Origin of the sequence: Sorangium sp. So ce385 (genome assembly GCF_051474135.1) — a bacterium.
GTDB classification, from domain to species: Bacteria; Myxococcota_A; Polyangia; order Polyangiales; family Polyangiaceae; genus Sorangium; species Sorangium cellulosum_D.
This window is the reverse complement of the sequence record NZ_CP150337.1, coordinates 12,450,307-12,477,049: the sequence shown is the minus strand read 5'-3', so window position 1 is coordinate 12,477,049 and position 26,743 is coordinate 12,450,307. Positions and strand designations below refer to the sequence as shown.

The 26,743-nt window shown below is 73.4% G+C and carries 17 protein-coding genes; 9 read left to right on the top strand and 8 right to left on the bottom strand.

Features of this window, described 5'->3' with window-relative positions:
- Positions 1 to 374 precede the first annotated feature (374 nt).
- From WME83_RS45720 to WME83_RS45695, 6 genes are all read right to left on the bottom strand, one after another.
- Complete coding sequence (locus WME83_RS45720) at positions 375 to 1,481, bottom strand: helix-turn-helix domain-containing protein (protein WP_437322116.1); 1,107 nt, start codon at positions 1,479 to 1,481, stop codon at positions 375 to 377.
- A gap of 570 nt (positions 1,482 to 2,051) precedes the next feature.
- Positions 2,052 to 2,921, bottom strand: coding sequence for a hypothetical protein (locus WME83_RS45715; RefSeq protein ID WP_437315991.1), 870 nt, complete (start codon positions 2,919 to 2,921; stop codon positions 2,052 to 2,054).
- A 255-nt stretch (positions 2,922 to 3,176) separates the two neighbouring features.
- Positions 3,177 to 4,319: a PEGA domain-containing protein gene (locus WME83_RS45710; RefSeq protein WP_437315990.1), complete on the bottom strand. Its 1,143-nt coding sequence runs from the start codon at positions 4,317 to 4,319 to the stop codon at positions 3,177 to 3,179.
- Positions 4,320 to 4,457: 138 nt separating this feature from the next.
- Complete coding sequence (locus WME83_RS45705; RefSeq protein WP_437315989.1) at positions 4,458 to 5,576, bottom strand: SUMF1/EgtB/PvdO family nonheme iron enzyme; 1,119 nt, start codon at positions 5,574 to 5,576, stop codon at positions 4,458 to 4,460.
- Between the two features lie 321 nt (positions 5,577 to 5,897).
- Positions 5,898 to 6,605, bottom strand: a complete 708-nt coding sequence (locus WME83_RS45700; protein ID WP_437315988.1) for a hypothetical protein — start codon at positions 6,603 to 6,605, stop codon at positions 5,898 to 5,900.
- A 283-nt stretch (positions 6,606 to 6,888) separates the two neighbouring features.
- The gene (locus WME83_RS45695) at positions 6,889 to 8,709 is read right to left on the bottom strand and encodes a right-handed parallel beta-helix repeat-containing protein (protein ID WP_437315987.1); all 1,821 of its coding nucleotides are present in this window, start codon (positions 8,707 to 8,709) and stop codon (positions 6,889 to 6,891) included.
- A gap of 420 nt (positions 8,710 to 9,129) precedes the next feature.
- On the opposite strand from WME83_RS45695, the gene WME83_RS45690 reads away from it, so the two are divergent.
- From WME83_RS45690 to WME83_RS45675, 4 genes are all read left to right on the top strand, one after another.
- Positions 9,130 to 9,696: a hypothetical protein gene (locus WME83_RS45690; RefSeq protein ID WP_437315986.1), complete on the top strand. Its 567-nt coding sequence runs from the start codon at positions 9,130 to 9,132 to the stop codon at positions 9,694 to 9,696.
- Between the two features lie 179 nt (positions 9,697 to 9,875).
- A complete protein-coding gene (locus tag WME83_RS45685; RefSeq protein ID WP_061624635.1) occupies positions 9,876 to 10,982 on the top strand; it encodes a M50 family metallopeptidase in 1,107 nt (368 codons plus the stop codon).
- Between the two features lie 25 nt (positions 10,983 to 11,007).
- Positions 11,008 to 11,991, top strand: coding sequence for a hypothetical protein (locus WME83_RS45680; RefSeq protein ID WP_437315985.1), 984 nt, complete (start codon positions 11,008 to 11,010; stop codon positions 11,989 to 11,991).
- A gap of 209 nt (positions 11,992 to 12,200) precedes the next feature.
- Positions 12,201 to 12,893: a hypothetical protein gene (locus tag WME83_RS45675; protein ID WP_437315984.1), complete on the top strand. Its 693-nt coding sequence runs from the start codon at positions 12,201 to 12,203 to the stop codon at positions 12,891 to 12,893.
- 108 nt (positions 12,894 to 13,001) lie between these two features.
- Here the strand turns inward: WME83_RS45675 and WME83_RS45670 are convergent, their stop codons facing one another.
- Positions 13,002 to 14,699, bottom strand: coding sequence for a cyclic nucleotide-binding domain-containing protein (locus WME83_RS45670; protein ID WP_437315983.1), 1,698 nt, complete (start codon positions 14,697 to 14,699; stop codon positions 13,002 to 13,004).
- Positions 14,700 to 14,892: 193 nt separating this feature from the next.
- Here WME83_RS45670 and WME83_RS45665 point away from each other — a divergent pair, with 193 nt between their 5' ends.
- Together WME83_RS45665 and WME83_RS45660 are read left to right on the top strand one after the other, a co-directional pair.
- Entirely contained in the window at positions 14,893 to 16,584 is a 1,692-nt protein-coding gene (locus tag WME83_RS45665) for a hypothetical protein (RefSeq protein ID WP_437315982.1), read from the top strand.
- 258 nt (positions 16,585 to 16,842) lie between these two features.
- Complete coding sequence (locus WME83_RS45660; protein ID WP_437315981.1) at positions 16,843 to 17,730, top strand: hypothetical protein; 888 nt, start codon at positions 16,843 to 16,845, stop codon at positions 17,728 to 17,730.
- Between the two features lie 635 nt (positions 17,731 to 18,365).
- Here WME83_RS45660 and WME83_RS45655 read toward each other — a convergent pair.
- Complete coding sequence (locus WME83_RS45655) at positions 18,366 to 21,803, bottom strand: DNA translocase FtsK 4TM domain-containing protein (protein ID WP_437315980.1); 3,438 nt, start codon at positions 21,801 to 21,803, stop codon at positions 18,366 to 18,368.
- 458 nt (positions 21,804 to 22,261) lie between these two features.
- Between WME83_RS45655 and WME83_RS45650 the strand changes: the two genes are divergently transcribed.
- The 3 genes from WME83_RS45650 to WME83_RS45640 all read left to right on the top strand — a co-directional run bounded on the left by WME83_RS45650 (position 22,262) and on the right by WME83_RS45640 (position 26,706).
- The gene (locus tag WME83_RS45650) at positions 22,262 to 23,866 is read left to right on the top strand and encodes a hypothetical protein (protein ID WP_437315979.1); all 1,605 of its coding nucleotides are present in this window, start codon (positions 22,262 to 22,264) and stop codon (positions 23,864 to 23,866) included.
- 295 nt (positions 23,867 to 24,161) lie between these two features.
- Complete coding sequence (locus WME83_RS45645) at positions 24,162 to 25,310, top strand: FHA domain-containing protein (RefSeq protein WP_437315978.1); 1,149 nt, start codon at positions 24,162 to 24,164, stop codon at positions 25,308 to 25,310.
- 37 nt (positions 25,311 to 25,347) lie between these two features.
- On the top strand, positions 25,348 to 26,706 hold the full coding sequence (locus WME83_RS45640; protein WP_437315977.1) for a L,D-transpeptidase: 1,359 nt from the start codon (positions 25,348 to 25,350) through the stop codon (positions 26,704 to 26,706).
- Positions 26,707 to 26,743 lie beyond the last annotated feature (37 nt).

The window sequence follows — 26,743 nt, the reverse complement described above, 5'->3', positions numbered from 1 at the left end:
CCGCTCACCATCCCATACCGAGCTGCCGGGATCTGGCTGCCGTAGCGACGTGGGTGCAGGCCCATGCGGTGCGACCGACGCGCCAGCGCGTCACCACTCCAGGATGTAGCTCTCGCCGCCGCAAACCACGGCTTTGTGCAGGCGACGGTCCATCGCGTTGGGAGCCTGGACCGCCACCGCTGAGCTTGATGCTCCCGGACGGTCAAGCGGTCGAGGTGCCGCTTGTCCTAATTAGGACACCACCCGATCGCGACAGCGGGGAGGCGGTCGGACCGGCTTTGCCCTAGAAGCCGCCTGTGCCCCGAAACCTGATCGTCTGCCCCAGGACGATCAGGTTTGCAGCCTCGCGTCACGCGGCAGCGCTCGCATTCACCTTACAATGTGCCGTGACACTCTTTGAAGGAACGTCCACTCCCACATGGGCACGGATCCGTCTCGATAATCTTCGGTGGCGCAGGCACCGTGAAGTTGATCTCGACGTAGTCATGTGCGAAAGATGTCGATAGTCTGTTGTTGCAACCGTAAGATGGGTCGAGCGTTTTCAGTAGTTCATGCGCGATCTGTCGCACGCTGGCTCTTTCAACAAGCCTGACAAAATCGGATGCGCCCGTCTCCATGTGATGCGCGGTGAGTTTCATCGCGAACTGTCGCGAAATGCGATGATACTTCGAATCAACTCCAGGATCGACGTGCGCTCCGCCATCCTGATTTGCCATAATGAGAACGAGATCTTTGTGTGACAGAACGTTGCCGCAACGATCGTCAATCACAGTTGCTTTCCACCATTGCTCAAACGGCACGAAGCTTCTGTGATCATGAAGCTCGTCGAGCTTGGGCAGGTAATTGGAAAGATCGCCTGACCAAAGCATCGTGAGGAGCGATTCTGGAAGCAGGTTTTCTGGGTCGATTTCTCCAGCAGTATCAAGAATTGCTATCGTTTTCTTGCCGAGCTGCCCAAGCAGAGAGTGCGAGTTTGGTGTATCATGCAGCAGCACCCGCATACTGGCCGCCAGTCGTTTTGCTTCATGTGTCTTGCCGCTATCGTAGGCTTCTGCGGAATCCTTCAGAAATGCGACATGTTCGTCGAGTTGCTGCTCCAACTCTCGACGGGTTTGAGGGACCTTCGGCATGTGTGGGAAGTTATCACGTCGCTGAGCTGGCGCCCGGTTCGGAGCCGTGGGATGACGCGCGTGCCCTGAAAGCTGATCGCCTGCCCCGAAACCCGGGGCCCAGCCGAAGTCCCGGGGGCTGGCGTCGAGCAATTGCTCCAGTCGCCGCCGGTGCGCCGCAGAGACCTTCCGCTGACCATTGTGCGCGCGATGGTCGCGCAGGCCCGCAAGCCCTTCGGCGAGAAAGCGCGAGCGGACCCGGCTGATCGTCGAGCGAGCGACCTGGAGTTGCTCCGCGATGGATGCCGGCGTCGCTCCGGCGTCCAACCTCAGCAAGATCAGGCAACGGATTCGGTAGGCTCCATCCCGCACTTTTCGGGCTCGCTGCTGGAGCACCCGCTTGTGACGGGAACGAAGCCGAAGAACATTCTCCCCATCGGCCTCTCCTCCTCGTGGTGGGTTCGTTCACAGCGTCCACGAGCGTACGGAGAGGCCGACCTGCAAGCTTTACGTTCAAGTAATTGGAATTGCTGGCGTTCCCGAATCAGGATCGGCTATTTAGGGCAACGGCGGTCGGACCGCCCTCCCGGCATCGATCGCGACAGCGGGGAGGCGGTCGAACCGCCCTCCCGGCATCGATCGCGACAGCGGGGAGGCGGTCGGACCGCCCTCCCGGCATCGATCGCGACAGCGGGGAGGCGGTCGGACCGCCCTCCCGGCACCGATCGCGACAGCGGGGAGGCGGTCGGACCGCTCGAAGAGCCTGAGTCCAGCGGGATTGGGCCGGTCGGACCGGTCATCGCGGACGCCGTGTGCGCGGCACACCGAGCCGGAGGGTGGCGAGGCCGACGGGGCCGGTCGTTCAGCGCCGCCCCGCCGCGTCCGTTGCTCCGGCCTCGAGGTGGGGGCCTCGCCGCTCCCGCCGCCGGCCCTTCCGCCGCGCTACTCCTCCGGCGCTTCGCCGCCGTCCGCACCCCACTCGCCGTCGCCCGCGGTCTCTCCCTCCGCCCCCTCGTCTGCTGGCTCCTCCTTCACCGGCCCCGCGCGCCGCGCTCCGCCGCGCCCCGCGAACAGCGACGGCGCGATCGCATCGTAGTCCCCCTCGATCCACCGCAGGTACGTCACGCCGCGGCGGCACTGGTCGTACGCCCGTACGAGCAGCGTGAACGCCCGCGCGCGCCGATCCGCCGGATCGGCCGCCTTGGGCGCCGGCACCCCCGGCTGGTTGCGCGCGCCGAGCGCCACGAGCAGCTCCGGACCGAGCTTCGACGCGCGCTCCACATCGGACCACTCCACCGTCGTCTTGTGCTTCACCGTGCTCCACGACTCCCCGAAGAGCGCGGCCAGCGCGACCAGATCGTTGGCCGTGTCGAGGTGGCCGTTGCCGCTCCGGATCTCCGCGACCCGGCCCGCATCCACGAAGCCCTTGTGCGCGAGCGCCTCCGCCGCCACGAGCAGGTCGGCGCGCAGCGCGGACGCCTCGTCGAGGAGCCGTTTCAGCCCTTCCTGGCCCGGGCCGGCGGGCAGCGCCAAAAGGTGCGCGTACCAGGCGCCGAGCGCGTAGCTCATCAGCTTGTCCAGCGCCTCGATCGGGAACCTGGGCAGCTCGTCCACGAAGCGCGCGCGCAGCGCCTTGAGGTGCGGAACGGCCCCCACCGCGACGGCGACCGCGCGCGGGATGTCGACGTTGATGGGAACGACCTTCTCGATGCGATCGAGCTCGGGCTCGATCTGCGCAAACGCCTCGGCAGCTTCATCGGGCGCGCTCGGCCTGGCCGGCGCTGACTTCTTCTTCGTTCTCGCTGTTGCCACGATTCCTCCCTTGCGGCCGCGAAGGCTGTTCGCTCAGCAGGGACATGGGTTGTCCAAGCAAACTGCCCTGCGGCAGGTTGTCCATCGCGCATCCTTCCGGAGCCGCCTTCAACGGGTCAACCACCAGGCACGGGTGCTGCGCGACGGATTCTTGCCTCGGCCCCTCCGCATCCGCGTCGAGAAACGCTCTGCGACCAGCCGAGGCATCTCCCCGGGGAGCGGCCGGTGCAGTGTGCCCCAGGTCACGGGAGCAACCTACCACACGGTCTGGAACGTCACGCCGGGAGACAACCCCGGCGCGTCCGCGTCGATGGGCCCGAGGCCGATCGCCACGCGCGGCGAGGTGTCCGGCGCGTCCGCGGTCGCGGGCCCGAAGCCGATCGCTGGACGCGGCGATGTGTCCGGGGCCCACCAGTACGACGACACGGCGAGCGCCCCGAGCGCGCCGCTCGCGACGAGGACCGCGATGGCCGCCGCGCCAACGCCGTCGCGCCGCGCGATGAGGAACTCCTGGTGCTTGCACTCCGTCGGGAACGCGGTGCCGTTGCACGCGCCGGACCCGCCGCGCGCGCGGAGGCTCGCGGCGCGCTCGTCGACGACGCCGTCGAGCACGCCGGCGGCGACCCAGAAGCCGACGCCGAGGACGACGCCCGCCGCGGCGGTCCCGAGGGCGATGCGCCGCAGCGTGTGTGCGGGCGCGCCGGGAGCCCCGGCCGGCACGGGGGCGTGCGCGGGCGCGCCGCTCACCTCGGGGGAGGGCGCCGGGGATGACGTCCTCGCGGGGAGGGTGAGCGTCACGCTCGACGAGGAGCCGCGCTCGGCCTGAAGCGCCGCCGTCGCGTCGGCGTATCCGGCGAGCCTCGCGCGGATCGTGTGCGGCCCGGACTCGACGAAGACGACGTGGGTCGGGCGCGATGCGCCGAGCGATTTCCCGTCGAGGAGCACCTCGGCGTCGCGGGGGCTCACGGCGAGGAAGAGCGTGCCGACCTCGCGCTCGGCCTGCTTCTGCGCGGCCTCGAAGCGCCTCTGCTGCTCGACGGAGAGCAGGCTCCGGTGCTGGAGGCTCAGGTGCAGGTGCTCCGCGGCGTCCCGGTGCGCGCCGAGCGCGAGCTCGCACAGACCGAGCTCCCCGAGCACCTCGGCGCGCTTCGCGAGGGGGAGCGCCGGGCCGCGATGGTCCTCCAGAGCGTCCCGGTAAGCGTCGACGGCATCGGCGAACCGGCCGGCGCGCCGCGCCTCCTCGGCGCGATGGAGCGCGTCGCGCGCGGCGGCTTCCGCAGTCGGCGCGGCGGAAGCCGGAGATCGCCCGGAGGCGTCCGGCTCCGCCGACGCAGGCACGACCCCCAGCGCGAGTGCGGCGCTCAGGGCACGCGACACAGCGTGGCGGCCGGGGAACATGCCGCATCCTAACGGGAGTCAGGCGGCTCGACGCGCCCTGTTTTGGCGCGAAGTCCACCCGGGACCTGCCTAGGCCCGATGGGGCCGATCGGAGCTGGTTCCTGTGCCCCGAGCTGCGCGTCGCAGCCCGCCGCGCCGTCAGCCGCCATCTCGCTTGATCGCGCCCGCCGTCTCCGGCGCCGCCGGCAGCTCGGCATCATCGCAGCAGCGGAATCCCGTCGAATAGTCGTGATAGGCCGGCTCGTGGGCGATCGTGGTGAAGTAGCAGCCCGGGCCGAGCTCGCTGGTCGTGCTGAAGAAGCCGCCCATGAACACGCCGTTGCCCTCGTGCCAGGGCTGATCGCGGCGCTCCACGCCCTCGGTCTGCATGCGCATCACGAGCTCGTGATCGACCATGTCACCGACCCACTCATGGAGGTTGCCGATCATGTCGTGGACGCCGAGCTCGCTGGCGCAGCCGGCGTAATCGCCGCTCCTCGCCAGGAAACCCGGCTTCTGGTTGAGCTCTGGGCTGTTGAAGTGGCGCTCGTAGCTCCACCCGCCCGGCGGGTGCTCGCCGAAGAGCTCTCTCAGGAGGTGGGCTTTGCCCGTGTTGCACCGCCCGCGCTCGCCGCGGGGGCCGTAAGGGTAGCGGTGGACGCCGTTGCCGCGGCAGGCGCGCTGCCACTCGCGCCGCGTGCACAGGCGCTTGCCGGCGGCGGTGCACGCGGCCTTGGCCTCGACGCGGCTGATGTACGCCTGCGGGAAGACGCCGGCCGCGCTGCGCGCGACGTAGCGGACGCCCGGCTCGGGCCGCTTGAAGTGCGGGTATACGACGAGCTCCCCGCCGGCGTCGGTGACCAGGTGCGCCTCGTAGCGGTCGATGCAGGAGCCGCCGACGAGGACCATGTCGGCGGGGCAGGACCCGAGCGAGAGCGGGATCCCGAGCGGCTGCGGGGGGAAGACCGAGAGCGCGACGCCGGCCGAACCGGGCGGCGGCGGCTCGACCGGGGCGGCGCTGGGCGCGGGCTCGGCTGCTGCGCCGCCCGGGATGGCGGCGCCGGCGTGCGCGCTGCCGGCAGGCGCGGGTGCGGCGGGCGTCGGAGCGACCGCGAGCGCGGCAGCGGTGGAGGCCGCGAGCGCGGAAGTCGCGGCGGGCGCCGGAGCGGCCGCATGCGCCACGTGGGCCTGGCCGGGGGCGTCCGCCTTCGCTGCCGGGCTGCCGCCGCCGTCGCTCGGAGCCGTGCACGCCGTGATCCCCGCCAGGACGGCGAGCAAGCCCGGCGTCGCGCATCGTGACAGGCAGCGCCGGGGGAGCGAGGAATTCGAAGGCTGGCGAGCACAGAGGCGAGACAGGCGAGCCCGGAGGCAATCGCGGCGCGGCGCGGACGGCACGAGGCGGAGTGTACACGCGCCCGGCGCGCGGCTGCGTGGGATCGCGGCGCGCTCGGCTGCTCGCCGCGACGGCGCCGCCGCGCCGCTCTTCTGAAGCTCACGTCGAGGTAAGTGGGATCACGTCGAGCTGAAGGGGAGCGCCTCGGTGTCGTGATGAAAGGCGCGCAACGTAGGCCGCACCGGCGCGCCCCGAGAGCGCTGCATTCACGGCTGGTTGCACGGATCTACGACAGCGCCACACGTCTCGCTGCAATCCGTGCAGGTGCAGGCATACACGGCGTTGAACAGCTCTTCCGCGTCAGGGTGCTCCGCGTTGCAGTCGCTGAAGCACTCCGGCTGGGGGTCGCTATCCATGCATGCTTGTGCGCACTCGAGCCAAGGCCGGCAGTCCGCGTTGAGCGCGCAGGCGGTCAGACAGCCGCTTTGCCCTGAGCAGCTCAGGCACTCCACGCCGCTGCCTCCTTCCGTCCCCTGGCACTCGCTCAGGCAGTCGGCGAGCTCTGGATCCACGGCATCCCCCGTGAGCGACTGGAGCTGCTCGCACGTCGCGTCGCGCACGCACTGAGCGCCGCACTCCGCCGCCGGCTCTGCGCAGTCGAACGTGAAGAGGTCGCACACGGGAACCATGCATTCCTCGGCCTTGTCGCACGCCTGATCGCACACGTTGCCGCCCCCGGCGCCGCCCGCTCCGGTCGACGCCGCCGTCGTGGACGCGGCCGTCGTCGAGCTGCTGCTGCTGCTGCTCGCCCCCGTCGTGCTCGACGTCGTGCTGCTCGTCGTTCCCCCGCTGCCGCTCCCGCCGCTCCCCCCGCCGCCGCCGGGGTTCTCCGTCGTCTCGCCCGAGCAGGCCGCGATCGTTCCGCCCGCAACGAAACAGAAGACGAACACAAGAGAAGAAGTCCTGCCGCGCATCGCCGTCCTCCTTGGGCGCGCCGCGGGCCTTCCACGTGATTACCCCCAGCGCGGCGCGATCGTTCGCCTGCTGCATTCCCCCGGCAAGAACTTTTTTGCCGGGGGAATGCCCCCGCGCGAGCGTTTCCCCGGCAGCGCCCGCTGGCACCCCGCCCCGCCGCGCCGGTGCTCTCGGTCGCCGGCGGCGCTCTCGGACGGCCATACCCCCGCGCTCCCTCAGCCCGGCGCCGTCCCCTCAGCCCTTAGCCCGGCGCCGTCCCTCATCCCGGCCCCCGGCGCCCCCTCATCCCGGCCCCGGCGACAGCGCCCCGAGCTCCGCGCCCCCACGCTTCTCTCCGAGCAGATCCAGCGCCGGCACCTCGCGCGCGTCGCCCTGCCCGAGCAGCATCTTCGACGACCGCTTCGGCCTGAAATCCGGCCGGCTCGGGTTGAGCTTCCACCAGCTCCCCTCCACGACCACCCACGGCTCCTCGCCCGCGCGCACCACCTCCGCCGCGAGCCGCGCGCGCGTGATGCCCGTGATTGCGCGCGTCTCCGGCAGCGCCGCCGCCAGGCGCTTCAGCCCGTCGGGCATCCCGCCGTAGCTCACCTGGGTCACCACGTTGTGGCCCGCGTCGAACCGGTAGATGCTCGTGCTCAGCACCTCGATCGAGGGCGAGTCGTCGCTGACGAGGATGTTGTTCCGCAGCCGGCAACCCCAGCTCCCGTTGCCGCACTGGAGCGCGGGCCGGCCCCGGCTGCTCATGACCACGGTGTTGTTGCGGATCAGGTTGTTGCGGCAGCCCCAGAGCGGCAGCGCGTCGGGGCCGCTCACCTGCTCCGGAGAGCGCGGGCCCGGCTCCACATAGGCCTGGTCGAACGGGTTCCCGTTGTCCCACTGCGCGATCCCGCTGCCGAGGTTGCCGTAAATGAGGTTGTTCTGGATGACCGAGTCCGACACCCCCGCGAGGTTGATCGCCCCGCCGCCGATGCGCCCGTTGCCGTTGATGACGTTCCGCTCGATGATGAAGTTCACGCCGCGGCCGTCCGGGAACCCGTGCTCGCCGAACCGGTCCGTCGCGAGCTTCATCAGCCCCGCGGCCCAGGCGCGGGTCGGCTCCCTGCGCGGATAGCCCCGGAACGACGGGTGCTCCAGCACCGCGTCGAGCGAGGCCTCCGGATCGAGGTTCGCCTGGAACCCGCTCGCGCTGTTGCCGAAGAACACGTTGCGACGAACCACGTAGTTGTCCGAGCCGTCGGACACGTAGGCGCCGTGCTCGGCCGCAGAGAAGGCGAACAGGTTGTCCTGCAGGAGGACGGTGTGGCTGTCGGTGGAGTGAAACCCCCACGTCCGATGGTGATGAGAGAAGTTGCCGACGATCGCGATGTGGTGCGCCAGCCTGCCGGTCTCGCCGAACGCGCCGTCGACCATGATCCCCGCCTTCGGCGTGCCCGCGCTCTGCCTGCCGGGCCCGCTGCTGCCGGCGAGGCGGAACCCCTCGATCACCACGTGGTGCGCCCCCTTCAGGTAGATCATCCAGTTCGGGTCGGCGGCGGCCCCCCGGTGGATCACGACCTCGCCCGGGCGCCCCATGGCCTTGAAATGGATGTACCGCTCCTGCGTGGCGCTCGGCTTCTCGCCCAGGGAGAACCCCGCGTACGCGCCGGGGAGCACCGCGACGAGATCGCCGCCGCGGGCCGCGTCCGCGGCGTCCTGGAGCGTCGCGAACGCGCGCGTGACCGGCAGATCCTGCGGCTCGGCCGCGGCGCCCGGCGCGTTCAGATCGAGCGCGGCGACGCGGATCGTGGCGGGCGCCGGCGCGCCCACGACGAGCACGCGCTCGTACCGCCGCTGCAGCTTCAAGGTCTGGCTCACCCACTCGTCGGAGTCGCGCGTCGTCACGAACGGCTCGACGGCCGCGGGCGAGGGCGGCTCCGCGGGCGCGGAGGGCTCGGCCGGCGCGGGGGGCTTCTTCTGCGGCGCCGTCGGCTGCGCCGGCTCCTCGGGCGGCGGCCCGGCGACCTGGATCGTGGCGCTGCAGGCGAGCGCGGCGGCCGCGACGAGCGCGCCGCCGATGCGGGCGCAGCCACGGGCCAGCTGGATGACGCTTGTCGGTCCTCTCATCTCGACGCTCCCGGGAAGGCCGCCCCGCCGCGGCACGCGGGCTCATGCGGCGCTGGCTCTGTTTACCCCGAAGCGCGCGCCTCAGCCAGACGAGCTCACGTCGCGGCGCGGGCTCGCGTCGCGGCGCGGGCTCGCGTCGCGGCGCGGGCTCACGTCGCGGCGCGCGCTCGCGTCGCGGCGCGGGCTCACATCACGGCGACGGCTCGCGCCCGGCGCCGCGGCGCGCTCCGCTCCGGGCGCAGCGCGCCGCGCGCCGCGCGTGGTGCGACATCGCCATCCCGGGGCGGCCGCCATCCCGGGGCGGCCGCCATCCCGGGGCGGCCGCCATCCCGGGGCGGTCGCCATCCCGGGGCGGCCGCCATGACCCGGCCCCGTGGCCGTTCGCTTCCTTCGCTGCCGTTCCTTTGGTACGAAGAGCCCATGAAAGCGCTCCCCTCGCTCGTGAGTGTCGCTCTCGCTTCGGTCACCCTCCTCACGCTCGCGCCCGAAGCGCAGGCGAACATCAAGAATCCGAACGATCACCCCGACTACGTGGCCGAGCTCGAGCCGCACGCGAACTTCGTCTTCCTGCACCGCGACTACGGCCTGCGGCGGGCCGGGTACAGGTACTACGACGACTTCGGCGACCCCGAGTTCGGCCTCGGCTTCCGGGCCACGATCGAGCTCGCCGATCCGGCGTTCATCCCCAGGCTCAACAACACTGTCGGCATCTCGTTCGGCCTGGATTTCACCAACTGCACGTACTGCCGCCGCGACTTCACCATCTGGAGTCCGGTCACCATGCAGTGGAACTTCTTCTTCAACGACAAGTGGAGCGCCTTCGCCGATCTCGGCGCCGTCCTCCGCACCGACGGGTTCTACGACAGGGTGTGGTTCGACTTCGTCACCATGGTCGGCGGCCGGTACCACTTCAACGACGACATCTCGCTGACCATGCGGATCGGCTATCCGTTCTTCAGCATCGGCGCGTCGTTCTTCACCGGCTGAGCCGCGCCGCGCCGCGGCTCCGGCGGGCTGGACCGCCCGGAGCGCTGCCCTGCTGCCGCGGGGGCTGGGGGGAGAGCGCCCGGACTCCGCCGTGGGCGGCGGGATTGTGCCGGGGCAGGCGTACGGGGCGGACATCGGGCGCGTGCGGACGCGCCCCACCCTGGTTAGACTAGCCGCAGATGGTCGGCTGGTATTTCGTAGGCATCCTCGGGCTCGCCCTGCTGATGGTCGTCCACGAGGGAGGGCACTACCTCGCCGCGCGCGCCTACGGCATGCGCGTCCTGAAGTTCTCGATCGGCTTCGGCCCCACCTTCTTCAAGGTGGTCCCGAAGGACGGGTACTTCTGGTTCACGACCGCGGCGGACAAGGTCCGCGTGCGGCTCTGGCGTCACGACCCGGTGAAGCACGGCCCCACCGTGTTCCAGGTCGCGATGATCCCCTTCCTCGCGTACGTGCAGATCGCGGGGATGAACCCGCTCGAGGAGGTCGACCCCGAGGACAAGGGCAGCTACGCGAACGCGAGCCTGATGGGCCGGATCGCCGCGATCTTCGCCGGTCCGCTCGCCAACTACCTGTTCGCGTCGGTGCTCTTCTTCGCGAGCCTGATGACGGGGGGCAAGCCCTACCGCCTGACGGACATCGGCGTGGTCGCCGGGATGCCGGCCGCGGCGGCCAACCTCAAGGATGGCGACCGCATCGTCGAGATCGACGGAGCCCCGGTCAAGGACTGGGAGAAGATGGCGGAGATCATCTCCCGCAGCCCCGGCCGGCCGCTCGACATCGTGGTGGAGCGCGCCGGCGAGCGCGTCCAGGCCCAGGTCACCCCGGTGAACGAGAACGGCGCGGGCAAGATCGGCGTGATGGCCATCGGGCCGATCCAGTCGGCGCCGGTGACCGCGAAGGAGGCCGCGGTGCTCGCCGTGACGAAGCCGCCGAAGGTCGTGCAGAGCCTGGTCGTCGGGCTCGGCCAGTACCTGACCGGCAAGGTCGAGGGCGAGCTCGGGGGCCCGAAGCGGATGATCGAGGAGACGGCGCACGCGGCCAAGCGCGGGTGGGCCGAGGGGCTCGAGTTCCTCGGCCTGCTCTCGGCCTACCTCGGCGCGTTCAACCTGATCCCGTTCCCGGCCCTGGACGGCGGCCGCCTGATGTTCCTGTTCTACGAGGCCGCCACGCGGCGCCGGCCGAACGCCCGCATCGAGGCGCACATCCATCTGGTCGGCGTGTTCATGCTGATCGGGTTGATGCTCTACGTCACCGCGAACGACTTCGGCCTCGGGTCGAAGTAGCGCCGAGCGCGCGCCTCCCCGTGGCATGAGGTTTCCCGCGCGGGCTCCGGCGCCGGCCGGGCGGCTCGCCCGCGCGGCGGCGTGCCTCTCGCTCCTCGCGCTCGCCGGCGAGACGGGGGCCGCGCTGGCCGCGCCGCCGGGTCCGGGCGCGTGGTCCGACGAGGAAGAGCAGGCGGTCTTCGACGTCCCCGCGCCCCCGACGCTCCCAGGGCTCACGCTGCGCGACCCGACCTTCACGTTCGAGTACACGGCGGCCGCGATCGAGCCCGAGGCGACCAGCCTGGCGAGCGGCAGGACCGCCTACGCCTGGTACTCGCACGGCGAGGTGGAGGTGCCGCTCGTCCCCCGCAAGTGGTTCGTCGGCGCGGTGCACGACAGCGCCGCCGCGAGCGTGCCGGGGGTCGGTCGGTCGATCCTGCTCGGGAGCCCCGAGCTCTACGGGCGGGGCGTCTGGTCGAGCGTGCGCGGGCTCGCGTCCGGGGGAGGCTTCGGCATCGTCCTCCCGGTCCCGCGCGACGTCTCGCCGGCCGAGGCCGAGGTGCTGCGGACCGCGCGCGTGGTGCGGCCGTGGGACGAGACGCGCTTCCGAGAGCTCACGCTCACGTTCCGCCCCTGGTTCGACATGCGGCACATCACCGGGCCGTTCATCTTTCAGCTCCGGCAGGGCATCGACTGGTCGCTGGTCGTGCGCCGCCTCCGGTTCAACGAGCGCCGCACCGACATCTCCGCGTACACCGCGTTCTACTTCGGCTACCGGCTCGCCCGGCCGGTCGGCGTGGGCCTGGAGCTGTGGGAGGTCTACCAGCTCACGCAGGAGCTGCCGGACGACAAGCGCGCGACGTTCGCGATCTCGCCGAGCGTCCGCTTCATCCTGGCGAACGTGCAGCCGGCGCTGAGCGTGCTCCTGCCGGTCGCGACCCCGCTGCGCGGCGACGTCGCCTGGTACTACGCCGCGCGGCTCAGCGTCGGGTTCACCTTCCCGACGGATCGTCCGGCGGCGCCCCGGTGAGCGGGCGGCGCGCTCGCCGGGCCCGCGCTCGCGCGCGCGGGGGGGAGGCTAGGAGGATCGGGCGCCCCGCCGCCGCGCCGGCCCGGGCGCGGGCCCGGCGAGCGCGCTCCCGCGGGCGAAGGTGAGGGGATCTCGTTCGAGCGCGTGCATCCGGCGCGGCCGCTGGGTACCCTGGCGGCGTGGTCATTGCGGCATGGCTCCGGCGCGGTGTGGTTCTCGCGGCGCTCCTCGCGTCGACCGGCTGCTCGACCCAGCTCGTCAGCCTGAACGAGGGGCCTCGCGAGTACGTCGCGACGGACTACGAGAACGTGCTGCGCGCGTGGACGCGCACGGAGCACCTGTTCGCGCTCTCCGAGCTCGACAACTTCCTCACCGCCACCGCGACGTTCGAGTCGTGGGACTTCCGCTGGGCCTACGTGGCCCGCTACGCGCAGGACTACCGGCTCACGATCGAGCAGCGGCAGAAGCTGCTCGAGAAGACGCTCGAGGAGACGCGCCAGCGCCACCAGTTCTTCGTCGCGATCTTCGGCGGCGAGCGCAAGTACAACGACCTCTCGACGCCGAACAGCGCGTGGATCGTCCGGCTGATCGACGACACGGGGAACGAGACGGCGCCCGAGGAGATCGTCGCGATCCCGAAGCCGAACGCGCTCGAGCGGACCTACTTCCCGTACAACACGGTGTGGCGGCAGGCGTTCCGCATCCGCTTCCCGCGCGCGACCGCGGAGGGCAGGCCGACGATCTCGCCGAACGCGAAGTGGTTCGGGCTCCGCTTCGCCGGGGCGCAGGGCAACAGCGAGCTCGTCTGGCAGCTCAACGACGACGAGGAGCCCACCGAGGCCGCCCCGCTGGAGCAGGAGGCCGCGCGATCGCGGCGCGTGCGGACGATCGGCCGGCTCTAGTCGCCAGCGACGCGCGCCGGCGATCCCGCTCGGGGCCTTGGACGCGCGGCGCTCGTGACGAGCGGGCGATGCGGATGGCCGCCCTGCGCGGCGCGGCCAGCCTTTCGTTCAGCTGCGCTGGGCGTCCAGCGAGACGGACTGCGCGAGGACGGAGAGCAGCTCCGGCGTGCTCTCGAACAGCTCGCGCAGCACGGGGTGGTCGGCGATGAGCACGAGCGCGCCGGTCCCGGCCGCGCGCGCGATCGCCGGCGCCGGCTGGCCGCCGAGCAGCTCGGAGGCGAACAGCAGCTCGCCGGGCCTGGCGGCGCCGGCGCGCTCCAGCGTCCGCTCCGCGACCAGCTCCAGCGCGCCGGCGCCGACGATCACGAGGCCGGGCATCGGATTGCCGGCGTGGATCAGCGGCTCGCCGGGCTCCAGGCTGCGCAGGCGGAGCCGGCCGAGGACCCGGCGCAGCAGCGTCTCCTCGAGCTCGCCGAGCGGCCCCATGGTGGCGCCGGCGAGCGACTGGAGCCGGTCTGCGACGGCGCGCAGCTCGTCGAGCACCCAGGGGCAGGTGCGGAGCGCGTTGTCGATGGTCGCCTGGTCCCAGATCGCCACCCGCGCGCCGTGCGCGCCGGCGACGACGCGCAGCGGGATGCCTTCCTCGAGCGTCCCGCGGGACGGCACGAGCGTCCTGATGGCGGCGTGCTCGGCGCGCGCGTCGACGATGGTCGCGCACACGGCGGCGCTGCCGCTGAGCACCAGCGCCGCCCCGTAGACGGCGAGCTCCTCTTCGGGCGCGAGGTCCTCCACGTGCGCCGCGAGCGCGAGCTCGTCGTGCATCTCCTCGGGCAGGTCGGCGAACGCCTCGATGGGCTCGAGGTCGCGGCCGGTGAGGGCCGCGGCGCCGGCGGCGGGCGGCGAGGCGCTGGCCGCTTCCGGCTGCGGCAGACCCGGAGCCAGCTCCGGGCCGAGGTCGAGGGGCGCGCTTGTCCCCGCTTCCGGAGGCGAGCCGGGCGGCGGGTCGAGCACGATGGCGGCGAGGTCGATGGTCTCGCCAGTGTCCGGTCCGGGGCGCTCGACCGCGAGCGCTCCGGGCTGCGCCGCGTCGGTCGCGAAGGGCTGCGCCGCGTCGGTCGCGAGGGACGCGTCGCCCGCCGGCGGCGGCTCGACGGCGGTCGCCTGGGTCGCGGGCTCCTCCACGAGCGCGATGTCTGCGTCGTCGAGCACCTCTTCTTCCGCCGCGGGCTCGGCGGTCGCTACGTCGAGCTCGAGCGGGCGCTGCGCCGGGGTCGCGGCGCCGCCGGAGGCGGGCTCGTCGAGCGGCGGACCGGCCATCGCCTGCGGGTCGTCGCCTTGCGCCGCCGCCTGCGGCGCGGGGAAGGGGCTGTCGAGCCGCGATGACGTCGGAGCGTCGAGATCGCTGTCGGAGAGCTCGATGACGACGGTCCCATCGGGCGTCGAGATCGGGGAGGGCTCTTCCGTGCTCGCGGCAGGCTCGATCGTCGTCGCGGGGATGGCGGCCGCGCCGGCGCCCTTCGAGGTGACGTCGTCGGCGGAGGCCCCGAGGTGCCCGGGCGGCTCGCTTCCGGAGGGCGTGGCTGCGCGGGCGCGCGGCGCCGCGGGCGCCGGGGCCGGCGGCGCGGGGGCCGGCGGCGCGGGGGCCGGCGGCGCGGGGGCCGGCGGCGCGGCGGCCGGCGGCGCGGGGGGCCGCGCGGAGATCGGCTTCCGCTTGAGCGTGAGGTCGAGCGGTGCTGCCGAGGTGACGACCTCCTCCTCGTCGCCCGCCTGCGGTGTCGAGGGGGGCCGGCGAGCCACGAGGTACATGTCGCCGCTCGGCGTTATCGTCTCCTGAAGAGGCCGAGGCGGCGCGGCGACCTCCGCGTCGTCGGACCAGGGGTCGAGGATCGGCTCGCGAGGTTTCCTTCTCGAGCTAGCCGCTGCGGCGGTGGGAGCGGTCGTCTCTGTGCGGGTTGGGGCGGGCGTCGGGATCGGAGCCTCGACGAGGATCTCGCCGACGATGTCGTCGTCCGGCGCGTGCACCTCGGTGGGCGCTGCGGGGCTCGGGGCGTGCGGCGGCGTCGAGGGCGGCAACGGCGCTGCGGGCGGCGGCGCAGCGGACGGCGACGGCGCAGCGGACGGCGGTGGCGCAGCGGACGGCGGTGGCGCGGCCAGCGGCGGCGCGGAAGGAGACAGCGCCGCGGGCGGCGGCGGTGGCGGCGCAGCGAGCGGCGGGAGCGGCGCTGCGGGCGGCGGCGGTAGTGGCGGCGCCGAGAGCGGCGGCGCAGCGGAGAGCGGCGGAGGCGGCGCGGCCGGCGGCAGCGCGGAAGGCGACGACGCAGCGGGCAGCGGAGGCGTAGCGGGGGGCGGAAGCGGCGCCACGAGCGGCGGCGCGGAAGGCGACGACGCAGCGGGAGGCGGAGGCGGAGGCGCAGCAGGCGGCGGCGCTGCGGGCGGCGACGGTGCGGCCAACGGCGGCGCCGACGGCGACGGCGCAGCAGGCGCCGGAGGTGCGGCGAGCGGCGGAAGCGGCGCGACGGGCGGCGGCAGCGGCGCGGCGTGCGACGGAGGCGCGGCGTGCGACGGAGGTGCGGCGGAGGTTAGCGTCGGTACTGGCGGCGGCGCCGGCAGAGGCAGCGTCGGTGGGTGCGTCGGCGCGGCGGGCGGCGGCGGCAGCGGCGCAGCGGAAGGGGCCGTCGAAAGCGGCGGCGGCGCTGGCGGAGGCAGCGTCGGCGGGCGCGTCGGCGCGGCGGGCGGCGGCGGCGGAGCGGAAGGGGCTGTCGAAAGCGGCGGCGGCGCCGGCGGAGGCAGCGTCGGCGGGCGCGGCGGTGCGGCGGGCGGCGGCAGCGGCGCAGCGGAAGGGGCCGCCGAAAGCGGCGGCGGAGGCAGCGTCGGCGGGCGCGGCGGCGCGGCGGGCGGCGGCAGCGGCGGTGACGCCGGCGCGGCGAGCCCATGCGGGGGTGGCGGTGCCGCAGGTGGCGGCGGCGCGGGTGCTTGCGCGGCGGCTGGAGGCGGAGGTTGCGGGCGCGGGGGCGCGAACGACGGCGGGTGCGGCGCCGGCGGCGGCTGCGGGCGCGGGGGCGCGAACGGCGGCGGCAGCGGCGCCGACGGAGGTCCGATCGGCGATGCCGACGGAGGCCCGAAGGAGGGCGGCAGCGGCGGTGCCGACGGCGGCCCGAAGGACGGCGGCAGCGGCGGTGCCGACGGCGGCCCGAAGGACGGCGGCAGCGGCGGTGCCGACGGCGGCCCGAAGGACGGTGGCAGCGGCGGTGCCGGCGGCGGCCCGAAGGAGGGCGGCAGCGGCGGTGCCGGTGGAGGCCCGAAGGAGGGCGGCAGCGGCGGTGCCGATGGCGGCCCGAAGGAGGGCGGCTGCGGCGGCGTCGATGCGGGCGCGGCGATTCCTGGTGCGGGCGGTGAATGCGCATCCGCGACGAGGCGCGGCGGCGGTGGAACACCGAGGGGTACTGCCGGAAGCGGGGAGGACGTTGGCGAAGGCAGCGGCGCCGCGGGCGGCGGCTCGCTCGTGGGGTGCGCCGCGGTGGGGCGCGGGGGCCCCATCGTCGCGTCGGCCCGGCCGCGATCCGGCAACGAAGCCAGGGTGGGCGGCGGCTCCGGAAGTCCCGGCGCCGGGGAAATGCGGGGCGGGGCCGATGACGGCCCGGGTGAAGCTGCCCGCGGCACGGCTGGCGGCGGCACCGGGGCGGGCGGCTGAGCGCTCTGCGTCCTGGCTTGCGCCGCGGGCGAGTGCGGGTCCGGGGTGCTCTGCGGCCTGACCGAGGGAGACCCTGGCAGTGGAGGCGGCGGCGGGATAGCGCTCGCCGCCGGCGGGGCAGCCTGCGGAGGCGCCGGTGGTGGTTGGCTGCGATAAAGCGCGCCGGCCTGGGCGTTGGGCGCCGCCGGTGGGGGTGCCGAGGGGGCCACCCGCGCAGGCGGCTGTGCGTACGGTGGGTCGAGCCGTTGTGGCGGGTATGTGGCGGCCGGCGGCTGCGGATACGGCGCAGCCGGCGGCTGCGGGTACGGCGCAGCCGGCGGCTGCGAGCGCGGCGTCACCGGCGCGAAGGAGGGCGGCTGCTGCGCGGGCGGCGCAGGCGGCGGGAGCGCGCTGCCGGGGGCCTGCTGCGCCGGCCGCTGCGCCATGGGCGGCGGCGGTTGCGGCGGCTGCGGCGCGCTGCCCTGCGGCAACCCGGCAGGCACCGGAGAAAACGGCGCGATCGGCCGGCCCGCTGCGGCCGGCCCCTCCGTTGCGCCCGGGAGGAGCCTCGACGACGGCCGCGACGGCACCTCCAGGCGCTCCGCCTCGGCGGCCAGCTCCGGCTGCGAGAGCGGCTCGAACAGGTCGATCTCGATCGAGGGCATCGAGGCGCGCAGCTCTGCAGTGAGCGAGATGCGGCGGCGCCAGGTCTGCTCGTCGGACGGCGGCGCTTCGTCCTCGTCGTCGACGGGCGGGGACGGCGCGTCGTCTTCGCTCGCGATCGTCTCCAGGAGATCGGGATCGCTCGGCTGCCCGACCTCCGAGGCCATCACCTCCTCGAGCGCCGTCGCGCACAGCCCGAGCTCCGAGGCGCGGAACGGCTGCCCGGCCGCCCCCGCCGCCTCGGCCGCGCGCCGCAGCCACACGATGGCGTCGCGCCGCTCGCCGCGCGCCCACAGCGCGCTGGCCGTGGAGATCCCCCACACGACATCTTCATCGTCATTCGGGTGCGGTTCGGGGAGGGCGACCACGCGGTTCGCCATGAGCAACACCACCTATCACAGGCCCCACTGCGGCCGTTTACCCATGATACCGAGCGAGCCGACGTCCCGGTTCGAGCGTCGCGCGAGCCCCGCGGCGCGGAAAGCCGCGCCACCGAGAGCTTAGCCGCGCTGGATACGGCACGTACAAATTACGATACTGATGTCGCTTTCGGCCGCCTCGCCGCCGCGCGGGGCCGGCGCGACGCCCCCATGGAAGGAGGCGCGCGCCGCGCTCCCGCCAGGGGCGGTCGGCCAGCTCGCCGTCCCGCCGGCTCGGGCCGGCCCTGGGTGCGCCTCGCTGCGCACGGCAGCGGCGCGCGTCGCCCGCCGCCCGTTCAGCGCCGCCCGCTCAGGTGGATCGCCGCCCGCCCACGCGCCGCGGCGGGCAGCCCAGGACCGACGCGCGACGGCACATCTCGTCGACGCCGTCCCGCGAAGCCGCCTCTCCGGGCATGCGTCTCGCAAGCCAACCGATGAGCGTCAGCCCCGCTGCGCGGGCGTCTGCGGGCATCGTCCCTTCTTTCAGGAGGCTCGCGATCTGAGCGATCAGACGCGTGCGCGTTTCCTCAGGCGCCATCCTGCGTGCTCCATGAAGCATTCGAACGGGAAAGTCAAAAGAACCGCGATGCTAGCGCGCGGCCTCGGCGGCGGAAAGGTCGGCGCTGTGCTCTCCTCCACATCCGATCGAGACCGCGCGTCCCGGTCGACGGCGTGCCAACACGCGCTGCGAAGCGGCGTCAAGAAAAAATTGTGCGCGGGTCAGATCGGCGCGATGAGCACCTCGCGATCCTTGGCGCCGTTCGCGGGCCCGACGAGCCCGCGCTTCTCCATGGCCTCGACCAGCTTGGCCGCGCGGTTGTAGCCGACGCCGAGCTTGCGCTGCAGCCACGAGGTCGAGCAGCGCCGGGTGTCGGCCACGATCCTCACGGCGGCGTCGTACATGGGATCGGCCTCGGCGTCGGACGTGTCGGGCTCCTCGCCCTCGTCGTCGCGAGGCCGGAGGATCGCCTCATCGTAGACCGGCTCGCCCTGGAGCCGGAGGAAGTCGGTGATCTTCTGGACCTCCTCCTCGGAGCAGAACGGGCACTGGACGCGCCGCGTCTCGTTCGAGCCGTTCATCTTGATCAGCATGTCGCCGCGGCCGAGCAGGTGCTCGGCGCCCTGCTCGTCGAGGATCGTGCGGCTGTCCACCTTCTGCGCGACGCGGAAGGCGATGCGCGTGGGGAAGTTCGCCTTGATCATGCCGGTGATCACGTCGACGCTCGGCCGCTGCGTCGCGAGGATGACGTGCATGCCGGCGGCGCGCGCCTTCTGCGCCAGCCGGGCCACGCTCGCCTCCACGTCCTTGCCCTGCTGCATCATCAGATCGGCGAACTCGTCGACCACGATCACGATGAACGGGATCTTCTCCGGCAGCGCCGCGTCGGTCCCGTCCTTCGCCGCGTCGACCTCCACCTCGAGCCCGTCCGCGCCGATCGCGGTCACCTTGGCCGGGGGCTTCGGCGGGCGCGCCTCGCCGCGGTGCACGCGCTCGACCCACGCGTTGTACGTCGTGATGTTCTTCGTCCCCGCGTTCGCGAAGAGCTGGTAGCGCCGCTCCATCTCGTCGACGGCCCACTTGAGCGCGTTCGCCGCCTGCTTCATGTCCGTCACGACCGGCAGGAGCAGGTGCGGGATGCGGTCGAAGGGCGCGAGCTCGACGACCTTGGGATCGATCATCAGGAGCCGGAGCTCGTCCGGTGTCTTGCGGAAGAGCAGGCTCACGAGCATCACGTTGAGCCCGACGCTCTTGCCGGCGCCGGTCGCGCCCGCGACGATGACGTGCGGCATCGACGCGAGGTCGGCGAAGTACGGCGTCCCGATGATGTCGCGGCCGAGCACGCACGGCAGCGGCGCCTTCATCTCGACGAAGCGGCGATCCTCGACGAGCTCGCGCAGGTTGACGGGCAGGCGGTGCTCGTTCGGGATCTCGAAGCCGATCCGGTTCTTCCCGGGGATGGGGGCGACGATGCGGACCTTGCGCGACAGGCCGAGCGCGAGGTCGTCCGCGAGGCCCGCCACCTTCGAGACCTTGGTGCCGGCGGCGGGCGAGACCTCGAACGTCGTGACCGTGGGCCCGGGGTGGATCTCCTCGACCTTGCCGCTGACGCCGTAGTCGGCGAGCGTCTTCTCGAGGAGCTGCGCCGTGGCCTTGAGCTGATCCGCGTCGAGCTGGAGGCGTCCGCCCGCGGGCACGTCGAGCATGTCGGTCGACGGCAGGCGGAAGCCCTCGCCGGTGGCCGGGACGACCTTGACCACCGCGGGCTTCTCGCTGACGAGCGCGCGGCTCGTGTCGACGATCGTCGGCGCGCGCGGCGCGGCGCCCTGAGGCCGCTCCGGGCCGCCGGCGGGAGGAGGCTCGCGGTGGGCCGCCCGGGCATCGGGCTCGCGCGGCTCGCGAGCGGGCAGGTCGCGCGGCTCGCGAGCGGGCAGGTCGCGGTGGGCGTCCGGCTCCCGCGCTGACAGCTCGCGCACCGGCAGGATGGGCGACGGCGTGGGGACGTCGAGCGCTTCCGGCTCCGCGAACGCGGCCGCGCTGTCGTCGTCGTCCGACTCGAACGCCGCGGGCTCGACCGCGTCGTCCTCGTCGAGCTCCACCTCCCGCTCGATGATCCTCTCGACGAGGTGCGCCTCGCCCGCGAACGGCGACTCGTCGCTGTCCTCCAGGGCAGCGGCGTCGCGCGGCCCTGCGAGGGCTGCGCCGCGGCGCCGCGCAGGCCGGCGCGGCTCGGCGGCGCGCTGCGCTCGCTCGCGCGGCTCAGCGGCGCGCTGCGCCCGTTCGCGCGGGTCGGCGGCGCGCTGCGCTCCTTCGCGCTCCGCTTCCTCGGTCAGCTCGACGAACCGCTGCGCGACCTCGCGCGGCCCGGCGCCGTGCAGCGCCGCCTCGCGCGGCGCGTCGCTCTCGGGCGCCTCTTCCGGATCGGCGCCGTGGGTCACCACCTCGTGCGCCTCACCGCCGCGGGTCGCTACCTCGCGCGCCTCACCGCCGCGGGTCGCTACCTCGCGCGCCTCACCGCCGCGGGTCACCACCTCGTGCGCCTCGCCGCCGTGGATCACCAGCTCGCGCGGCTCGCCGCCGTGGATCACCAGCTCGCGCGGCTCGCCGCCGTGGATGACCACCTCGTGCGCCTCGCCGCCGCGGACCGCCGGCTCGCGCGCCTCGCTCCCCTGCGACGCCGCCTCGCGCGGCTCCTTGGCCTGCGCCTTCCTCCCGCGCCGCGGCTTCGGCGGGGCCGCGGGCTCCTCGGCGGCGGCGCTCAGCGGCGCGCTCTTCCAGAGATCGAGCGCCGGCGCCTCGGCGTGGGCCGGCTCGACGGGCGTGTTCCTCGCGGCGGGGTCGGAGAGCGGCTCGTCCGCGTCGTCGGCCAGCGCGGCGATGATCGCGTCGGGGCTCGAGTTGCGCGCGATGATCGGCGGCGCCTCCTGCGCCGAGGCGCCCTCCCGCCGCTCCAGGTCGCGCGCCGCGGCCCACGCCCCGAAGAGCGCGCGCGCCCAGCCGGCGACGCGCACGGCGATCGCCACGGCGAGCTGCTCGGCCCGGTGCGCCAGCTCGATGAACGAGAACGTCGCCCGGCCCATCAGGATGAGCGCGACGATGGTGAGCCCGATGATGTACGACCCGATGTTCGAGAAGAGCGCGCGCAGCACCTCCCCGAACAGCTCGCCCACGGCCCCGCCGAGCGGCATCGCGCCGAACGCGACCGCCCGCGGGAACGCCACGTGCGCGAGCGCCGCGAGCACGATGACCACGACGAGGTCGCCGCTCAGCCGGAACAGGCTCGCGATCGAGCGCTTCGCCCCGAGCAGCGGCATCGCGAGCAGCGCGAGCTCCAGCGGGACGAACCACGCGATGACCCCGACCGCCTGGACCGACGCCCCCGCGAGCGCCGCGCCCACCGGCCCCACCCAGTCGTCGCCCGAGACCTCCGGGCGCAGCGGATCCGCGCGAAACGACGCGAGCGCGAGGGCGCTGTACAGGGCGGACACCAGGAGGACCAGCGCCGCCGCGTCCCGGGCGTAGCTGTGTCCCGGCGGCGCGGCAGGACCCGAGACCCCCGCCGGGCTGGTCCGTGCGGCGCCGCGCGCCCCGGACCGCAAGGGCTCGCCAAGGCCGGCGGCGGGCTGGGCACGGCGAGGAGCGAACAAGGGGACGTTCATGCCTACCTAAACCTACCTTGCTCACATATGCGCACTCCACCCCGGGGGCAAGAAGTCTGGGAGGTCTGAGTAAGGAGGGGAAAGCGCCGGACGGAAAAGAAAAACAGCCGGGCAGCGGAAGCGAACGGGAAGCAACGGGAAGCAACAGGAAGAGACGGGCGCCTTCGCGCGCTTCCGTGCACCGTCACGAGCGTCTGAGCTCGCCAAACACGGGGACGCGAGCCGCCTCCGGGCCTCGGCGTGCGAGGCGGGAGGCAGGGGAGGGGGGAGGCAGGGGGAGGGGAGGGGGAAGGCAGGGGGAGGGAGGCACGGAGAGGGGACGCCTCCGAGGGCGCTGCCGCGCTGGAGTTCCGGCCGGATTTCGCGCAAACTTTGTCCTGGCTCCCTTCTTCCCGCCCTTGAAATTCTTTCAAACAGAGCGCCGCGGGCGGTACCATCCCGACCCTCCTGGGACGTGCATGGAAACTGTCGAACGAGCAGGGCGGCGCGTCGGCGCTGCGGGCCTTCTTGTGCTGTGCCTCGCGACCGCTGGCGTTGGGCTCGCGACGAGCGGGTGCCGCGTCAACGAGAACGACATCCACCGGTGGGAAACCACGGCGCACGGGCCCGACAAGCTCAGGGCGGTGTTGTTTCACGACAAGTACGACAACTCGCTCCGCATCGAGGCGGCCACGTCGCTCATCCGCATGAAGCCGCGGCAGGGCCGGCGCGTGGGCATCGGCATCATGGTCGAGACCCTCGCGACCATGGCCCCGGAGGCGAGGCAGTCGATCGTGGCCGCGCTCGTGCCGTCCATCATCGCCGAGCTGAGGAAGCCGCCGCCCGTCGCGCCGCCCGGGCAGCCCCGCCCGGTCGACACCTCGTTCCCCTACAAGGACGCCGCGTACGCGATGCTCACGTCCGATCGGACCGTGATCATCGCGGACGAGGCGCTGAAGGAGGGGCTCAAGGCCGCCCTCATCGACTGGGCGATGGCTGACTTCGAGCACCGGCTCGAGGACCGCTCGCAGGCCTACGGGATGGAGCAGCTCCTGCGCTTCATCGGCCCACCCGCGGTGGCCGGCCTGCCGAAGCTCATGACGCGCGAGGCGAAGCGGCTCGACCAGATGGCGTCGCTCGTGTCCGAGTACGGCGATCCACAGGCGAAGGAAGCCGCCTCGGCGAACCTCGTCGCCATCGCGAGGTTCGTCACCTCGAACGAGTGGGTCGACGCCAAGAAGCCCGAGCTCCAGGCGGCGAACGCCGCGTCGAAGATCACGCCCACCGAGAAGCAGTTCGAGGCGCAGCTCGCGCAGTACCAGGAGGAGGAGCTCTTCCGGGTCTTCGGCTCGATGAAGAAGCTCGGCGGCAGGCCGTCGGTCGACTTCCTCCTCGGGTTCGCGGCGGACAAGAACCAGCCCGAGAAGCGCCGCCAGGCCGCCCTCGCCGCGCTCGAGGGCCGGCTCGACCGCAACAACCCGAGCGACATCCAGCGCATCCTGGAGATCGCGACCGCGGACGCGCCCGACGCGGTCCTCGACCAGGCCTTCCGTCGCGTCGGCGAGATGCCGCGCGAGCTCGTCGTCGAGAAGCTCTACGGCCTGTTCAAGACCGACAAGTGGAAGATCCGCCGCGCCGCCGCCGCGACCATCCTGAAGATGTCGACGGTGAAGCACATCGACGAGTTCATGAGCAGGCTCCCCGACAGCAAGGGGTTCGCCATGCCCGAGGCGCTCACGTACGGCGCGTCGTTCGGCGACCTGAAGGAGGGCTCGCCCCTCGAGGCGCTGAAGAAGCACTTCACCGAGGGCCCGGCGCCGGTGCGCACGAGCGCGATCGCCTACTACTTCACCTTCGGCACGGCCGCCGACCTCCCGGCGGTGAAGGCGCTCGAGGGCGACACCACCCGCGCGCCGGTCTGCGACGCCGATCCGGACTGCAAGTGGGCGTGCGAGGTGCAGAAAGAGGGGTCGAACGAGCGCGAGCTCAGGGACGTGAAGACCGTCGGCGAGTTCGTCCAGTACTGCATCGAGCCGGCCATGCAGGAGAGGAAGCCGGAGCTCGAGAAGGGCGAGAAGAAGTGACTCGAGCGCCGGCGCAGCACGCGGGATCCTCGGGCGATCCCGCCGCGATGAGGGGGCGCGCCGCGCGGCGCGCCGCTGAGGGCGCGCCCCTCGCGCCGCGCTCCTGCCTCGGCGCAGAGCGCGGCGGGGGCGCGCGCTTCGCGGCGGGCCGCGCGCGCGCTCCGCGGATCTCGCGCGGCCACGGTTGCGATCGCAGCGCGCCTTCGGCGCGGCCCAGAGCCATCAGGTGCTTGCAGGGAAGAGGCCGGGAGGACGCTTCCCAGCGCAATTCATCCTCCGTTATCGTTGGGTAGAGATGAGCGCGGATCCGAACAAGAAAAGCGCACGGACGTTCCAGTGTCGCGATGTCCTTTGGGAGACGTTCGAGCAGATGGCGCGCGAGCTCGAGTGCTCCATCGACTACCTCATCAACGAGTCGATGAAGCAGTACGCGCGGCAGCGAAGCTACAGCCCGCGCACGCCTTTTCCGCCGCCCGCGAGGGTCGACGCGGCGCCCGGCTCCGGACACCAGCCGGTCCCGCACGCTCATCAGCCCAGCGCGGTGCCTCCGGCCGCGACGCCCCCGCCGCCCGGGCTGATGACGCCCGGCTCGCCGCCGCCCTTCGGACCGCCGGGCGGGCCGCCGATGGTCGCCCTGCAGCAGCAGCCGACGCCCGCGGGGGCCTACGGCGCGCCGGCCGGCGCGCCTGCCTACGGCGCGCCCTCGCCGCCGTACGGCGTGTCCCCCGTGGGGCCGGTGCCGACGCCGGTGCCGGCGCTCACGCCGCCGCCGCCGCCGGGGCAGGTCCGGCCGGGCGCGCCGCCGCCGCCGCCGCCGCCGCCGGGCAGCAGCAGCGCCGGCGGGAAGCGGCCCAGCCTGCCCGTTCCGCCGCCCATCCCGGGCCGCGTCGGCGGCCCGCCGCCGCCGCCGACCAGCGTGACCCGCCTGGGCGCGCCGCCGCCGCTCCCGTCGCAGGCCACCAACCCCGGCGGGCGCCAGAGCATGCCCGGCGCCGCGGCGAGCCGCTCGGGGCCGCCGCCGCCGATGAGCAGCGGCGCCGGGTACGCCTCGCCCATCGCGCCGCCGATGGCGCCGCCGCCGTACGGCGTGCCGCCGCAGGCGGCGGCGAGCGTGCCTGGCCCGCCGCCGATGAACATGGCGATGCCGAACCAGGTCCCCGCCGGCCCGGCGCTCGCCGCGTTCTACGCGGGGCAGCGGTTCGTGGTGAACAAGGACCGGTTCATCATCGGGCGCGGCAAGCAGTCGAGCGATCTGACGATCAAGGACCCGAACGTGTCGCGCCAGCACGCCATGGTCGAGTTCCTGAACGGCCAGTACTACATGGTCGACATGGGCTCGACGAACGGCGTCGAGTACAACGGCCAGCGCATCGCCCGGAAGGCCATCGTCGAGGGCGATCTCTTCCGGATCTGCGATCACGAAGTGCGCTTCTCCTACCGCTGATCGCGGCGGGCCCGCCCCTTCCGCCGGAGCTCGCACGATGACGAAGCGTGGAGGCGCCGCCGCGGGCCTCTCGGAGCTGCCCCGCGGGGGGCGGCGGCCGCGCCGCGGCGCGCTGAGGGCCGGCGCCGCGGCCGTCGCCCTCGGCGCGACGGTCTGGGGCGGCGTGGTCCTCGCGTCGCAGCTGCCGCCGTGGGTCGCGGAGGGCGACGCTCCGCTGCCGGCGTGGGTCAAGAGCGCGCGCGTGCTCAAGCGCGACCAGCCGCTGTTCGAGGCGCCGGGCGAGAACCCGCGCCGGCGCGGCTCCGTCGATCGCAACGTGCAGCTGCCCATCTTCGCGGCCCGGCGCGACGGCGGGTGCCTCGGGCGCTGGCTCGAGGTCGGCGCCGCGGCCTGGGTCTGCGACGACGCCGTCGAGCTCTCCGCCGCGGGTCCGATCAGCCCGCTCGTGCGCACGTGGCGCGAGATGCCGGACGGGCTCCCGTACCGCTACTACTTCGTCGGCCCCGACGGGTCGTTCGGCTACCGTCGGGTCGAGGCGGCCGACATCGACGCGCCGGACGCGCAGCTCGAGCCCGGCTTCGCGGTGGCGATCGTCGAGGAGCGGGCGCTCGGCGGGTCGCGCTACGGCCGCACGAACAGCGGCTACTGGGTGCCGATGCGCGATCTCGGCCCGGTGCGCGCGTTCGCCTTCCACGGCGTGGATGTCCCTCCGGGCGCCGCGGAGATCGGGATCGCCTGGGTCGTGTCCGAGCGGGCTCCGCTCTTCACGCGCACGGCGGCGGGCTTCGCGCGGACCGAGGAGAGCAAGGCGCGGTTCGAGGTCGTCTCCACGCTCGAGGAGGCACAGGGCGCCTCGGGCAAGCTCGCGCGGGTCGCGGACGGCGACGCGGCGGCGTGGATCTCGCTCCGCGATCTCCGGCGCCCGTCGGTGGCGCCGCCGCCGCCCGAGGTCGACGTCGAGGCGGGCGAGCGGTGGATCGACGTCGAGCGTTCGACGCAGACGCTCGTGGCCTACGAGGGGCGTCGCCCGGTGTTCGCGACGCTGGTCTCGACCGGCAAGGGCGCCCCGGGGTCGTCGCGCGTGACGCCCGCCGGCACGTTCCGCATCTGGGCCAAGCTGCTCACCTCGGACATGGACAACCTCGAGGACGAGGGCGCCGACCGCTATTACCGGATGGAGGACGTCCCCTACGTGCAGTACTTCTCCAAGGGGGTCGGGCTGCACGGCGCGTTCTGGCATCGCTCGTTCGGCCAGGTGCGGAGCCACGGCTGCGTGAACCTGGCCCCGCTCGACGCGCAGCGGCTGTTCTGGTGGACGTCGCCGCGGCTGCCCGCGGGCTGGACGGCGGTCCTCCCCACGGCGCACGAGCCGGGCACCGTGGTGCGCGTGCGCTAGCGGCAGGCGCTACCCGCGGCGCGCGACGGATCAGGCG

Coding starts and splice junctions, on each gene's coding strand:
- WME83_RS45710 (WP_437315990.1), bottom strand. CDS start 4,319: ATGTTCCCCGGCCGCCACGCTGTGTCGCGTGCCCTGAGCGCCGCACTC.
- WME83_RS45700 (WP_437315988.1), bottom strand. CDS start 6,605: ATGCGCGGCAGGACTTCTTCTCTTGTGTTCGTCTTCTGTTTCGTTGCG.
- WME83_RS45695 (WP_437315987.1), bottom strand. CDS start 8,709: ATGAGAGGACCGACAAGCGTCATCCAGCTGGCCCGTGGCTGCGCCCGC.
- WME83_RS45690 (WP_437315986.1), top strand. CDS start 9,130: ATGAAAGCGCTCCCCTCGCTCGTGAGTGTCGCTCTCGCTTCGGTCACC.
- WME83_RS45685 (WP_061624635.1), top strand. CDS start 9,876: ATGGTCGGCTGGTATTTCGTAGGCATCCTCGGGCTCGCCCTGCTGATG.
- WME83_RS45680 (WP_437315985.1), top strand. CDS start 11,008: ATGAGGTTTCCCGCGCGGGCTCCGGCGCCGGCCGGGCGGCTCGCCCGC.
- WME83_RS45670 (WP_437315983.1), bottom strand. CDS start 14,699: ATGTACCTCGTGGCTCGCCGGCCCCCCTCGACACCGCAGGCGGGCGAC.
- WME83_RS45665 (WP_437315982.1), top strand. CDS start 14,893: ATGTCGTCGTCCGGCGCGTGCACCTCGGTGGGCGCTGCGGGGCTCGGG.
- WME83_RS45655 (WP_437315980.1), bottom strand. CDS start 21,803: ATGAACGTCCCCTTGTTCGCTCCTCGCCGTGCCCAGCCCGCCGCCGGC.
- WME83_RS45650 (WP_437315979.1), top strand. CDS start 22,262: ATGGAAACTGTCGAACGAGCAGGGCGGCGCGTCGGCGCTGCGGGCCTT.
- WME83_RS45645 (WP_437315978.1), top strand. CDS start 24,162: ATGAGCGCGGATCCGAACAAGAAAAGCGCACGGACGTTCCAGTGTCGC.
- WME83_RS45640 (WP_437315977.1), top strand. CDS start 25,348: ATGACGAAGCGTGGAGGCGCCGCCGCGGGCCTCTCGGAGCTGCCCCGC.